Origin of the sequence: Sediminitomix flava, from assembly GCF_003149185.1 — a bacterium.
GTDB lineage: Bacteria > Bacteroidota > Bacteroidia > Cytophagales > Flammeovirgaceae > Sediminitomix > Sediminitomix flava.
This window is the reverse complement of record NZ_QGDO01000004.1, coordinates 1-13,203: the sequence shown is the minus strand read 5'-3', so window position 1 is coordinate 13,203 and position 13,203 is coordinate 1. Positions and strand designations below refer to the sequence as shown.

Here is a 13,203-nt window from a genome sequence, read left to right as displayed (position 1 = left end):
GTTGTCAATTAGAAGTTCGGAGATAGTAGGTATCTAGCATAGAATTCGTCAATCACTTTTACCGCTTCATCTGCGGTATCAACTATACTTATGAGGTTCAAATCTTCTGGACTTATATTTTTTTCCTTTTCTAAAAGTGTTTCTTTTATCCAATCTATAAGCCCTTTCCAAAAAGATGAACCAACAAGCACGATTGGGAAACGGTCAATTTTTTTAGTCTGAATGAGGGTATAAGCCTCAAAAAGTTCATCGAGGGTACCTAAACCTCCAGGCATTACGATAAATCCTTGAGCATATTTGACGAACATTACTTTTCTGACAAAGAAAAAATCAAAGGTTAGCAGTTTGTCTTGATCTATATATTGATTGGCTCCTTGTTCAAAAGGAAGCATAATATTTAAACCTACTGATGTTCCTTTGCCTTTATTCGCTCCGCGGTTTGCGGCTTCCATTATTCCAGGTCCACCACCCGTAATGACACCATAGCCCTGTGAAACGAGTTTGTAAGCAATATCTTCTGCCAATTTATAATACTGATGGTCTTGTGGTGTACGTGCCGAACCAAACAAAGTAACACAAGGACCTATTTTGGTAAGTTTTTCAAATCCTTCTACAAATTCAGACATGACTTTGAATATCATCCAAGAGTTAGAACCCTTGACCTGATTCCAGTCTTTATGTTTATTCTCTTTTTTATCTGAAGCGTCATCAGAAGGTAAGTTGTGATGATTACTCATATATAATAGATTAAGTAGCGTAGAAAATATATTCTATGTAAGTGATAGGGTTTGCCTATTCAAAATAGATTGCGTTAGCAAAACTGAGCATCCCTCCGTACCAACAAGCTCTGAATATTGGAGAATCTACAAAGTAAATAAGCTTGCCTTTCCCGAGTTTTTCTGAACCAATGCTAAGTGTATTTCGAATACGGTCTTTGAATAGATGACCTGCAAACCCGCTCATGTATGGGTAATTTCCGAAAGATGCGACATTGTCTGCTCCATTTAATAATGGATAGATGTCATTAGATTTTTTGAGTAAGTACAAAGGACGAGTGTATCCGTAACCCACAGGTTGATCAGAATCAATTTGTGCAGCAAAGATACTTCCTGCTACATTTTCAGAGATCGAAGATCTGTTTTGGTAAAACACTTGAACTTTGGTAATGCTATTTTCAGAAGAAACATCCCTGATCGATTTTGCCAGTGCAGTTTCCTTTACTTCGGCAAATTGTTGCATAGCTTTTTGTAAGGCAATGACTTTTTTTCCGTCTTGACGAATAAGCCTTAAGCATTTCTCTATGGTAGCAGTATCGTACAGTCCGTTGACCAGAATTATACAACTATATTTATGGCTATCGAGAATACTCAATTGTTTTTCTTGAATAATAGTCGGAGTAACTCCGAGAGTTTGTTCCATGAAGTGCCAAACTTCGCCTAGTGCAGTAGCTTGGATTTTATCATTTATAATAATGAGTGGATTGGGCTTTTGTACTAGAGGAAATTTTTTCTTTGGCATATCTTTCTTAGTGATATGAATTAGTTGTCTTCCTCTTTTTGCAGCATGATATTTAAGCAAGGAATAGAATTTATCTGCTTGTTGTAGGTTGTCCTCTTTTAGAAAGATTAATGTACCATTATCAACTCGTCTATTATTCTTTGTCACAAAGGCTTGATCGACGTACCTTACTTTAAGCTGATACTTGAATAATTCCTGTAGGAAAGAAGCGTCCTCTATACTTTGCCATGGTAAAAGATAAGCTTCACTGTCTTTTATATCAGAAGGTTTTACCTTATGAAAAGGAGTATCCGAATTGGTTTTAATATTTTCTTTGGTAGCATAAGCTTCTATTCCATAAACAAAAGGAAGCGCCCAAGCTGTTAGGTCATAGGTCATCGAGTCAGTGAGGACTGTCTGAGGTTCAAAAAGGACAGTGACCAATTTCCCTAACGTTTGTTTTACGGGAACTACAACATCCCCCTTTTGTAAATCATATGGGAAATCTTCTTGAAATGCGTAGCTGAAGCCTTTTATTTTTTTCTGCTCACTCGCATAGTGATATTCAATTTCTTGCTTATCAAGAAGCTTCAAAAGTGCTTTGACATGGTCTTCTTGACCGTTGGTTTTGAGAATATAGTTTTTGTAAACGTCTTCACTTTTTTGCTCAAAATATGCTGTGTATTCTTCTAATAGCTTTTCTTTTTGTTGACTTACAACTTCAAGAGTTGCAATACTTGTGGTAAAGTGATGTGTAATACGTTGTTTGAGTGTTAGTAATTCTCCATTGTTTTTCTTGATGACCAATCCTGCTTTTCCGTGTCCGCCTTGCTCATACGTAAAGCCAATACTGCCATTGAATAGAGGCCATGTATCGCCATAGCTTGGATATAGAAGGTCAAATAAGTCTTCTGAAAAATATGCCCAATTGTTTTTATCGAAATATCTCTGATTGTTTTCACTGACTATATAATGAAACTCCCTTTGCCAACCAGTAACTTGTTCATGAATAGGTTCTGCGGCAGGGCCAAAGAAATAAGGAGATTCGTAGTACATTTCGTGAAAGTCAACATGTACGTGCGGACGCCACTTTTGGAATAAAGCTATTCGTTGTTGAGACTCTATTTGAGTTTGCCAAAGCCAATCACGGTTCAAGTCAAAGAGGTAATGATTAAATCTGGCAGAAGGCCATTCTTCTTGATGTTCCCAAGAATCTGCATTTGGATTGGCTGTTTGACCTAGCTTTTGTTTAAAACCATTGGTATATCTTTCTCTCCCGTCAGGATTGGCACAAGGATCGATAATCACGATCATGTTATCTAGCCAATGATCTTGTATGGGAGCTTTGAGTGAGGCTAAATGGTAAAGTACTTCCATGGCAGTTTCAGTACAAGAAGCTTCATTGCCATGTATGTTGTAGTTTAGCCAAACGATTGGCAGATCAGAATTTTGACTGTTATCCGATTTTGATTTCTTGGTTTTTAAGTGGTTTGCTCGAATTTTATCAATGTTCTTCAAATTCTCTTCTGAAGAAATAATCGCAGCAACAAGTGGTCTTCCTTCAATGCTTTTCCCATAATATTCCAATTGTACTCTTGTAGAGTTATTCGCAACTTCATTGAAGTAATCTATGACACGATGATGGAATGAAAATTGACTCCCTAGAGGATATCCCAAAAATTCAGAGGGCGAAATGACCTCTTGAGCCTTGGAAGAGAAGACAAGGAGTTGTAGAAAAATAAGAAGACAAATAGTAGGATACCTCATGGTATTCAATTTAGAATTTGGGCTGAATCCTTGGGTATTCTTGTTTGAATCTTTGTTTCTTTCATCAGATAACTACCAAAGGATCTCTCATTCTTCCTAACACTTATTTTCTATAAAATATCTATTTTCAATTCGTAAATTGAAGTTTGAATCAATACTTAAGTAATATTCAGCTATGAAAAAAATAATAACATTCCTATCCATTTTTATCTCTTTAAGCCTATTTACTCAGGTTTTTGCACAAGAGCAGGAAGCTTCAAAAGGTCCGAAAATTTATGCAATGCCGTCAACTCATGACTTTGGTGATATCTACCAAGGAGATAAGGTTTCGCATACTTTTGAGATCGAAAATCAAGGTACAGCACCTTTACTTTTGTCAAATGTGAAAACGACATGTGGTTGTACGGCTCCAGAGTGGCCAAAAGAGGCTATTAAACCAGGAGAGAAAGCAAATATTAAAGTGACTTTTAATTCTAGAGGAAAGAGTGGTTATCAGAATAAGACTATTACAGTAATGTCAAATGCGACAGAATCGATGTATCGACTGAAGATTTTTGCAAATGTATTACCTCCTAAAAAAGATGGAGAGTAATTTTTTGAGCTCAGAGCAAATAAAAACCTCCTAGTTTCACACTAGAAGGTTTTTATTTTTATGAATTGATAAAGTTAAGAACGTCTTGATCAACAATAATATCTGATTGCTTTATTGGGTGACTGAGAGCTATATTTTCTAGTGTTCGACAACGACTTAAAGCAACATAGGTTTGCCCGTGTGCGAAACTACCTCTTCCTAGGTTTATCTTAACCTTATTAAAAGTTTTCCCTTGGCTTTTATGAATCGTAATTGCCCATGCTAGCTTTAGAGGTATTTGTGTATAGGTTCCGATCTGTTCTCGCTCAAAATTACCAGCTTTAAAACTGTATTTGGAAATTTCCCATGTAAATGGAGCTGCTTTTACAGTATGACCATCTTCTAATTCTACCGCTACATAAGGATAAGGTTGATTGGTTTCTTCATCAATTCCTTCTCCAAAAGCAGTGATTTTTCCTACAGTACCATTCACCCATCTTTTATTTGGGTCATTATTTAGAAACATGACTTGTGCTCCTACTTTTAAAATGACTTCAGGATCATTTGGTTGTAAGTTCTCGATATTTCCTGTGTGATTAGCCGTAAAGGTTTTCTCTTCCGACTTGATCAGTTTAAGATTATCTAAGTTTATACTCTTGGCAATGGCATTTGTAGAAACCAAGTTAATTTGGAATTGATTGTCTGTTGTTGGACTAACTCGTACTTGCTGATTGAGTAATTGAAGTTGAGAATTTTCAAGTCTATTTTCCCTAACACTATTCAGTAGATTTGTAAAGACAGGGTCTTTTTGTCTGTAAATTGTTCTCAATTCACATTTACGGAGTTTGAAAGCTTCAGAAAATAAGTCTCTTTGTATAAATGTATGAGCAGAGAAGAAGTAAGGTGACTTGTATTTTCTTAAAAATTCTTCTTTCTGCTGATTAAGTAGAACAGGTGGAAGTTGGAATAAATCACCAAAGAAGATCATGCGAACCCCACCAAATGGTTTTGTGCTTCTTCTAGTTCGTTGAAGAAAGATGTCAATGGCGTCAAGTAAATCAGCTCTTACCATAGAGATTTCATCAATGATAACCGTATGAATTTTGGTATATCTAGCTCTTATGCGGTCATTGATGGTCACATGCTTTGCTTCGTCAAGTTCGTAACCTGGCTTAAGTCTGAAAAACGAATGTATAGTTTCTCCTTTTACATTGATGGCTGCAATTCCTGTAGGAGCTAATACGATAATACTATGATCTTGCTTTGCTATATATTCTAGTAGAGTAGATTTACCTGTACCTGCTTTCCCTGTTACAAATAAGTTTTCATCTGTATTTTGAATTAGCTCAATGATATTCTCAGCTTCTTTCGAAAAACTAATGTTGTTCGTCATTCCTATGCTTGTGATTTATTTTTCAGTCGATCACACAAAAGTACAAAAAGAAAAAGTAGGAGTATAGCTAAGAAGAACGAATAGCTAGTAATGCTTGTAAAGGAAAACCTCACGATTTGACTTTAGTGTAAATCGTGAGGTTTTGTGAGTACGAGTACAAATTTTATTTGGGACTTCTGTTCGAAGAATTCGCAAAGCATTCTTTAAACTTTCGAACAGAAAAAAGAGCATTCTGATTAATAAGTAGTTGTCATATTTTCATCTACACAAATAATAAAGTCAGCTCTGCCTAAATGTTCTTTTTCTAGCTTTTTCAAGTCTTTTTGAGAAACCGTAGTGATAGTTGCTGCATTGACTTCTGGCTTTTGTTGTTTTACATACCAAAGAATGCCTTCATAAAAGTCAGAATGATAAGCTCCGTTGTAATGAATAAATAATGCACCATCTTTATGATTTTTCAAAATGAAATGAGCCATAGTAGCATCTTTGATGGCTTGTGCCTTTACCATTGTAGCAGAGCCATGCCCGCCCATCATTTCTAGCATATTTTTGTATTGTGGCAGTTCGCTGTCAAAAACAATTGGTAGTGGTGCAATCCATGCTTTTTCCTCAGAATTTAAGCTATCCAAGCCTTCGAAGTCTTTGTAATTTACAATGCGAGCATATCTTCTTGGAATGTTAGTGGCAATGAATGGATGTTTTTCTTTCTTTGCAATATTGACTAGAGGAGCATAATCAGTCTTGTAATTATTCCATAACCTAGCCAAAGAATCAAGCCCTTTTGCGTCAATTTTTCCTGCTAAATATTGATCTAATGCGTCTTGATTGTCAGCTTCAAACATCTCAGCTCCCAAAATCAATTCTCTTTTTTTACTCAGCTCAGAGGTTACTTCAAATTGTAGCCAGTGTGCGATTGGATTGTTATGGTACTCTCCGAAGAAGATTAATTCTTTATCAGATAAGCCTTTCATCATTTTCTTATAAGAAACCTTTTTCCCTTTTGCATTGAAAATTGTGTAGGCAGGCTTTTGCGCTAAAGCAGGAAAACTAAGGCTGAATAATAGCGAGAGTAATAGAATTGATTTATTTCTCATGTTTGTTATTTATAATTATTCTAATTAGTGACTAAGTTAAGAATGAATATTTATATACGGTATTAGAATAGTTAAAAGTAAATGATATCTAAAAAAATTATGTCTTATTTATCAAAATCTTTAGTTGTATAAAACATAAGTTGATATGTATTGGCTTTATCAATGATGTATTTTAAAGTCGTTGTGTTAAAGGTATAAGATTTTTGATCTGTATTTGTGGGTTTGTGAGCGTATAGCATAAGAACTTCGTTTTGTGTTAATGCTCTTTGGAGAGCTATATCAAGCATTTGAAGACTTACACCAGAATTGTTATCGAAACTAATAGCAGAAAGTGAACGATCATTATCGAATTTGTAATAAATGTCTTCCATTTTTGAAAGGTCTTTTTCTTGGTTAAGTGAAGTAACCCCACGAGTAAATTCGAATTTTTGACTTAAGATAAAATCAGTAAACCAATATTTTGCACCAAATGGATAGGCAAAAGAAGTACATTGAAAACCATGTGATTGCATAATTTTCAATCCTTGATTTATTTCTTTTTCGATATAATCGAGATATCCGTGCTCTTTTATATAGTATTCAGAAAGTTCGTGGTGATACCCATGGAAGCCTATTTCATGACCATCTTTTTCTAAATTCTTTAGTTTTTGAATTTTTTGTGGAGTTAAATAATGTGGATAACTAATGAAAAAAGTTGCTTTAACACTATTGCTATCAAGTAGTGTTTTTAAATCATACCATTGATCTATACTTTGATCATCAAAAGAAAGCCAAATACCAGCTTTCTTTTCGACTTTATGACAACTTGAGCTTAAAGAGATGATTGTAAGAAAGAATATTAGAAAGTTCTTCATTTATATATTGTATTTTGAGTGGGTTATATAGTTAAAAAAGAACCCACTCATTTTAAATAAAAAATGAGTGGGTTAATTGTACTAATTATTCTTTTGTAGAAATTACTATTAGTATTTTGTAGGCATCAGTGCTTCGAATGGCTTTCCTTTAGGAGCTTTTTCCTTAGCAAAAGTCAATTCTTCAATGATGTTTTTCGCTCCGTATACTTGGTCAATGATGAACAATACGTAACGAATATCAACATTGATACAACGTTGTAATTCTGGTTCGAAAGCGATATCACCACTCATTGCTTCCCAGTTACCATCGAAAGCAAGACCGATCAATTCACCGTTTCCGTTGATTACAGGAGAACCTGAGTTACCACCTGTGATATCGTTGTTTGTGATGAAACATACACGAAGGTCTCCGTTTTGATCCGCATATTTTCCGAAGTTTTTCTCAACCAAGGCTTTTTTCATTTCTGGTCTCAAGATAAACTCAGGATTTGTAGGGTCTTCTTTTTGAAGGATACCTTTATCAGTTGTGTAGTAGCTGTAGAACATAGCATCGCCAGGGAAGTAATCCAATACTTGACCGTAAGTCAGACGCATTGTGAAGTTGGCGTTCGGGTAGTAAGTGTTTTGACCACTCATTCCACCATTCATTTCCAAGCGACCTTTTGTGTAAAGACGGTTACCTTCAGCAATTTTAGCATTTGGTCCAGCCATTGCAGGACGAACTACGCTTAGGTACCAGCCCAATACATTGTTTTTCAACTCAACTACAGGGTCAGCGTTCAAGGCTTCTTTGTCATAGTTAGCCAAGAAGTTGTTGAAGCTAGCCTCTGAAGAGAAGATTGAAGTAGCATACAAGCTATCTATATAGGCAGGGAAATCAGTGCTATCAGTTTTGATACTGCTCAAGAATTGAGCTTCGTATTTAGAACCTTTAAGGTCTTTGTATACTTTGTTCAACATCACTAAAGCAAGTGCTTTGTCGTTTTCTTTATCGAAATCTTTGTAGAACCCTTTACCGCTTTCTTCTAGAGAAGCAATAGCTTCTTTTTCATCCATTTTTTCAAGAGCAGCTGTCGCTTGGTATGCAAACTTTACAGTCTCGATAGCCCAAAGACCTTGTGAGAAGTAAAGATTTGCTTTTACAGCTTCTTCTTGTGCGTTGTAACCTTCTTCGATAAGGCTAAGTGCATTTGCATATAATTTCTTACGGTCTTCAGAAGCATTTACCCAATTCATGAATTCAGCTTCTTCCGCTTGTTTTTTCTCTAAAACGTTTAGGCGTTTCAAACCTTTAGTTTGTCCGATAAAGTACTTCCAGTAGTTTGCAGTACTCGCATATTTAGAAGCATACTGAAGGCGAACTTTAGGATCAGCATCCATGAAACGCTTCCAAGATTTCAAACGAACATCACGTAGGTCTACGAAAGTAGGGTTGAATACTTCGATACCTTGAGCTACACCAAATGAAGAAAGGTAACGGTCAGTAGAACCTGGGTAACCCAATACCATTGCGTAGTCATTCTTCTTCACACCATTCAATGAGATTGGCAAGTGGTGTTTTGGTTGGTAAGGAACGTTCTCTTTTGCAAACTGAGCTGGTTTACCATCTTTGTCTGAGTAGATACGGAACATAGAGAAGTCACCAGTGTGTCTTGGCCACATCCAGTTGTCAGTATCTCCACCGTATTTACCAATTGATTCTGGAGGTGTACCTACCAAACGGATATCGTTGAATTTTTGATATACGAAGTAGTAGTATGCGTTATTGTCGAAGAAAGGCTTGATTGAGATTTCGTATCCTTCACCAAACTTTTCAGTCAATCCTTTTTTAGCTGCAGCAATTGCTTCGCCAACTTTCTCAGCACGCTCTTCTGGAGACATTTCGTCTGTAGTAGCTCCAAGCACTTGCTCAGAAACATCACCCATTTCTACTAGGAAGTTTACGTGAAGTCCTTCGATTGGGAATTCTTCGTCATGAGACTTAGCCCAAAAACCGTTTGTTAAGTAGTCATTTTCAACAGTACTTACGCCTTGGATTGCATCGTATCCACAGTGGTGGTTAGTAAGTAAAAGACCTTTGCTTGAAATTACTTCTGCAGTACAGAAACCGCCGAAAGAAACAATAGCATCTTTTAGAGAAGCATTATTTACAGAGTAAATTTCTTCTGGAGTTAGTTTTAATCCTTTGTCTTTCATGTCGTCGTAGTTCAGACGATCAATGAACATAAGAAGCCACATACCTTCGTCAATAGCTTCAGCACTTTTGCTGCTAGCTGCAAAGGCGCTCATACTGGTTGTAATGGCAAGGAATGCCACTAGTAATCGTTTCAACATAACTGTGTTTTAGTCTGTTTCTATCTTTGTAAATTATTGTATCAAATAAGACTGGACGTATTCTGAAAAGAACAAAAAGTTGGTAGTTTCAAATCATTTCAGGCCAGACTATTTCAATCCTAGCCAAAAATAGTAAAAAATAGATAGTTAGTAGTAAGTATTAAGGGAAACCCCTTTTTTAACATTTAAAATTATTGAAAAAAAGAGCAGTTTATTTACTGCTCATCTTCATATTGGTAGTAACGCTCTTGATAAGAGTTCATCCACTGTACCATGTTTTGTACTTTCTGGAATTCAGATGATACCCAATCATGCGAAGCATCGGAATGCATTTGATGAATGTAATGACAGAATGTTTCGGTATGTCCTTCGTTTGCTAGTCGGGAGAAAAAATCGACATAAAGAGACCACCAAATACCTGTATTTTGCTTTCTGATTTCTCCTAGGGTTTTGAAGAAAGCATCTGTACTGGCTATAAAAATTTCCATTTCAGAAGCATTACCTAAATCAGATTTGAATGTTTTTGCATTAGCCTGAATAGCTAGATCAGAGCCTGCAAATTCTATTTTTGTATTTGCGTTTAAGATTAGATCATCGACTTGAGCCACTTTAATTTCAACTTCACCAAAAAGTACTTGATGTAAATGCTCTATTATTTTATCACCTTCTTCAGACGTTGGGTCCAAAAGAATGTAAAAGTAATAAGCAAGAAGTTTTGTGCTAGTGTGTTCTAATTGCTCTTGTGTTTTTCCTAAAATGAGATGCGACTGTATGTGAGCAGGTTTTTTTTCTAATGCCTCTAATAATACTCTTTCAGTATCTTCATATTGTTTTTCTTGAAAATATAGCTCACCTAAATTATATAAGATAGCATAGTGATTATCTGAAAGTTCAGAAGCTTCTTCTAGTAATGCGATAGATTTATTCCTTTTCCCTTGAATATCTAAAGCTTTAGCTTTTATGATATATGCTTCTAAAGTTTTTGCACCTGGGAATTCAATGACTTTGTTGCTGAATCTTATAGCATCGGAGTAATTTTCAACATAGAAATAACAAAGGGCTAATTGATAGTTGAGAGAAGGGTCGTTAAATTTTAATTCTTCTGCCTGCAAATAGTTTTCTATGGCTTCTTCGTAATATCCTTCTTGAAAAAGTCTATTACCCTCTCTAATAATAAATTCTTGAGCGTTTGAGTATTGTGAAAAAAATAGGAGAATAAATAAAATAGATATTAAACGTACCATGAAAAAGTAAGATAGTTGAGATACAATTTTTCCCTAATTTAAGGAACACCTTCAAGTTATAATACTTAAAGGTGTTTTAATCTGCCAATTATAATAACTCTTTGTGCTAAACTTTCACTCCTATAATGAGCATATCGTCTCGTTGTTCTTGAGAACCTTGGAAAGTATTCATTTCAGAAGTTAAGAGGCCTTTTTGCTGACTTACTTCGAGCGAATTAATTTCATTTAGAAATTCTATCAGTTTAGCTGTACCAAATTTCTTACGATCATGGTTGTGCTGATCAGCGTAACCATCAGACATTAAATAGAACATTTCATCGGAGTGAAGCTCTAGTTCGTGATTTGTAAACTGGAATTCTTTCTGAAGTTCAAATCCTCCAATAGCTTTTCTATCTCCTTTTAAGGTCTGAATTTTCCCAGATTTTGTGTAGAAGATTGTCGTCTTGGCTCCTGCAAAAATGATTGAAGCTCCTTTTTCTGTTTTGTGGTACCTTACAATCGATAAATCCATACCATCTTTATTGCTTCCATCTTTCTGATTAAGTAGCCTCAAGATTTCATCATGCAAATGGTGAAGAATAAGGTTTGGTTCGTGTATACCTTGATATTTAATGATCCGATCAAGAATAGTATGACCGATTAATGTCATAAATGCAGCAGGAACTCCATGTCCAGTACAATCTGCAACTACTAAAAAAATCTGATTGTCTATTTTATAATTCCAATAGAAGTCTCCAGATACGATATCTTTAGGTTGGTTAAATATAAAATATTCGCCGAGTATATTACTACAAGTAGTTGAATTAGGAAGTATCGCTTCTTGTATAGTCTGAGCTGCATGAATACTTTCTGAAATCAATTGATTTTTTACTTTCAATTGATCCATAGCTTCTTCTAATTTTTTATTTGCATGTTCAAGCTTTGTACTTCTTTCCTCTACTAATTCTTGTTGGGCTACAAGTTCTTCTGTTTGCTGATGCAACTCTTCATTCTGAGATAATATCTCTTGATGTTGCTCTTGGGTTTTTCTAATAAGATTGGTATTCTTTAAATCCACTATAGATTTTCTGTATAGAAAAATACAAATGGATGAGAGTAATGTTAATCCTGATAACAGATAGGAAAATCTAACAAAATAAGGATTCCTATATAAACTATTGTCAATGCCTTCAACTTCGATAGCTTTGATTAAGTCTTCCTGAAAAACAATAGGGATGAGGACTAAAAATGAAATAAAGATCAGTTTAGTTTTTTCTCTGAAGTCAAAAAGGAAAAATGGGAAAAATGAAAAGGTGATACCAAAAGCTACCATAGGCCCAATAAGAGCATCTTCTTTACTTGTTAGTACCGCCTGAAATAAATACATCAAATATGGAGTGGCTAATCCACAAATTAATCGTGATAATGTAAACCACCTTAGATGATTCAGAGCAAGTACACATAACAATGCTAATGTTCCAATAACAGCAATAGGAACGACAGCAGGGAAAAAGAAGTGACCGATTATACCGTAAAGAACGGAAAGTGTAATACTGATTACTGCAATTATATTGGATGTATATACTTTTTCTTTAAGGTAAATGTCTCCTATCTCATCTACCCCAATTCTAAGAAGTCTGTTCATAAAAAAGTAATTGGTTGTTTGTTACGCTGTGTTATTCAATTCTGTGCCAAAAATAATAGTAAGCTTATTTTAGCACCAAGTTTTTGAGTGATATATTTTTTTATTCTGAAAACCAGAAGCGTTTGAATTTATTTAATAAAAAGTCTGTTTTATCTTTGCACAGTCCAAATAAAACCCTCACTTTTGCACCCGCTTCAAACGAGAAGCACGCTTGAAAAACGAGATTCAAGCACAAGTTTGCTAAAAAAATAAGAAAGGGTTTAAGTCTTAAATACTGAAAATGAAGTCAGTTCATTTTATTTAAATCACTTAACAAAATTAGATTTGGAAAGATTAAATTAAATCTCTTATCTTTGCAGCCGTCTTCAGTGAAAACGTTCACTGAAAAGACGTTAAATAGTATAATACGTAAAGGTTTTGAAGAAATGCTTCTTAAAACTCTTCGAAAAAAAAACTTGAAAAAAGTTTTGGAGTTGAAAGAGAAAAGTTCTTACCTTTGCATCCGCCTTCTGAGAAAGCAACTCAGAAAACAAAATAATAGAAGCTGAAGAAGTCAGTTTTCACATTGAGATTGAGGGTTTTAAATGATTTAAAATCCTAAAGAAAGTCTCAAAAGTTCTTTGAAAGAATAGTTATGTAGTAATCAGGTAAGTAACTCTGGAGAGCAATCTTCAAGGTTATTTTATCGAAAACACGAAGTCAACCTTAGAGTTACACAGCGACATGTTGGAATATACATGTTAAGGATCTTACAATGGAGAGTTTGATCCTGGCTCAGGATGAACGCTAGCGGCAGGCTTAATACATGCAAGTCGAGGGGTAACA

General features: G+C 35.2%; 9 protein-coding genes and 1 rRNA gene. 2 read left to right on the top strand and 8 right to left on the bottom strand.

The features are described 5' to 3' along the window. Positions 1–8: 8 nt before the first annotated feature. Positions 9–737 (bottom strand): LOG family protein, encoded by a 729-nt coding sequence (locus tag BC781_RS15615; protein ID WP_109619461.1) that lies wholly within the window; start codon positions 735–737, stop codon positions 9–11. Positions 738–792: 55 nt separating this feature from the next. Beyond that, complete coding sequence (locus BC781_RS15610) at positions 793–3,264, bottom strand: M14 family zinc carboxypeptidase (protein WP_109619459.1); 2,472 nt, start codon at positions 3,262–3,264, stop codon at positions 793–795. Between the two features lie 175 nt (positions 3,265–3,439). On the opposite strand from BC781_RS15610, the gene BC781_RS15605 reads away from it, so the two are divergent. Beyond that, the gene (locus BC781_RS15605; RefSeq protein WP_109619457.1) at positions 3,440–3,856 is read left to right on the top strand and encodes a DUF1573 domain-containing protein; all 417 of its coding nucleotides are present in this window, start codon (positions 3,440–3,442) and stop codon (positions 3,854–3,856) included. Positions 3,857–3,914: 58 nt separating this feature from the next. On the opposite strand, the gene BC781_RS15600 is transcribed toward BC781_RS15605, so the two are convergent. The 6 genes from BC781_RS15600 to BC781_RS15575 all read right to left on the bottom strand — a co-directional run bounded on the left by BC781_RS15600 (position 3,915) and on the right by BC781_RS15575 (position 12,378). Further along, positions 3,915–5,228 (bottom strand): ATP-dependent DNA helicase, encoded by a 1,314-nt coding sequence (locus tag BC781_RS15600; protein WP_109619455.1) that lies wholly within the window; start codon positions 5,226–5,228, stop codon positions 3,915–3,917. A gap of 236 nt (positions 5,229–5,464) precedes the next feature. Next, complete coding sequence (locus BC781_RS15595; RefSeq protein WP_109619452.1) at positions 5,465–6,322, bottom strand: ChaN family lipoprotein; 858 nt, start codon at positions 6,320–6,322, stop codon at positions 5,465–5,467. A 104-nt stretch (positions 6,323–6,426) separates the two neighbouring features. Beyond that, a complete protein-coding gene (locus tag BC781_RS15590; protein WP_109619445.1) occupies positions 6,427–7,176 on the bottom strand; it encodes a polysaccharide deacetylase family protein in 750 nt (249 codons plus the stop codon). Between the two features lie 108 nt (positions 7,177–7,284). Then, positions 7,285–9,510, bottom strand: coding sequence for a S46 family peptidase (locus BC781_RS15585; RefSeq protein ID WP_109619442.1), 2,226 nt, complete (start codon positions 9,508–9,510; stop codon positions 7,285–7,287). A gap of 215 nt (positions 9,511–9,725) precedes the next feature. Beyond that, on the bottom strand, positions 9,726–10,754 hold the full coding sequence (locus BC781_RS15580) for a tetratricopeptide repeat protein (protein WP_109619439.1): 1,029 nt from the start codon (positions 10,752–10,754) through the stop codon (positions 9,726–9,728). Between the two features lie 106 nt (positions 10,755–10,860). Continuing rightward, a complete protein-coding gene (locus BC781_RS15575; protein ID WP_109619437.1) occupies positions 10,861–12,378 on the bottom strand; it encodes a PP2C family protein-serine/threonine phosphatase in 1,518 nt (505 codons plus the stop codon). Positions 12,379–13,129: 751 nt separating this feature from the next. On the opposite strand from BC781_RS15575, the gene BC781_RS15570 reads away from it, so the two are divergent. Then, positions 13,130–13,203 (top strand): 16S ribosomal RNA (locus BC781_RS15570); the annotation flags it as partial.

Excerpts from the sequence above, each read along its gene's own strand:
- BC781_RS15615 (WP_109619461.1), bottom strand. The coding sequence starts at position 737 with ATGAGTAATCATCACAACTTACCTTCTGATGACGCTTCAGATAAAAAA.
- BC781_RS15610 (WP_109619459.1), bottom strand. The coding sequence starts at position 3,264 with ATGAGGTATCCTACTATTTGTCTTCTTATTTTTCTACAACTCCTTGTC.
- BC781_RS15605 (WP_109619457.1), top strand. The coding sequence starts at position 3,440 with ATGAAAAAAATAATAACATTCCTATCCATTTTTATCTCTTTAAGCCTA.
- BC781_RS15600 (WP_109619455.1), bottom strand. The coding sequence starts at position 5,228 with ATGACGAACAACATTAGTTTTTCGAAAGAAGCTGAGAATATCATTGAG.
- BC781_RS15595 (WP_109619452.1), bottom strand. The coding sequence starts at position 6,322 with ATGAGAAATAAATCAATTCTATTACTCTCGCTATTATTCAGCCTTAGT.
- BC781_RS15590 (WP_109619445.1), bottom strand. The coding sequence starts at position 7,176 with ATGAAGAACTTTCTAATATTCTTTCTTACAATCATCTCTTTAAGCTCA.
- BC781_RS15585 (WP_109619442.1), bottom strand. The coding sequence starts at position 9,510 with ATGTTGAAACGATTACTAGTGGCATTCCTTGCCATTACAACCAGTATG.
- BC781_RS15580 (WP_109619439.1), bottom strand. The coding sequence starts at position 10,754 with ATGGTACGTTTAATATCTATTTTATTTATTCTCCTATTTTTTTCACAA.
- BC781_RS15575 (WP_109619437.1), bottom strand. The coding sequence starts at position 12,378 with ATGAACAGACTTCTTAGAATTGGGGTAGATGAGATAGGAGACATTTAC.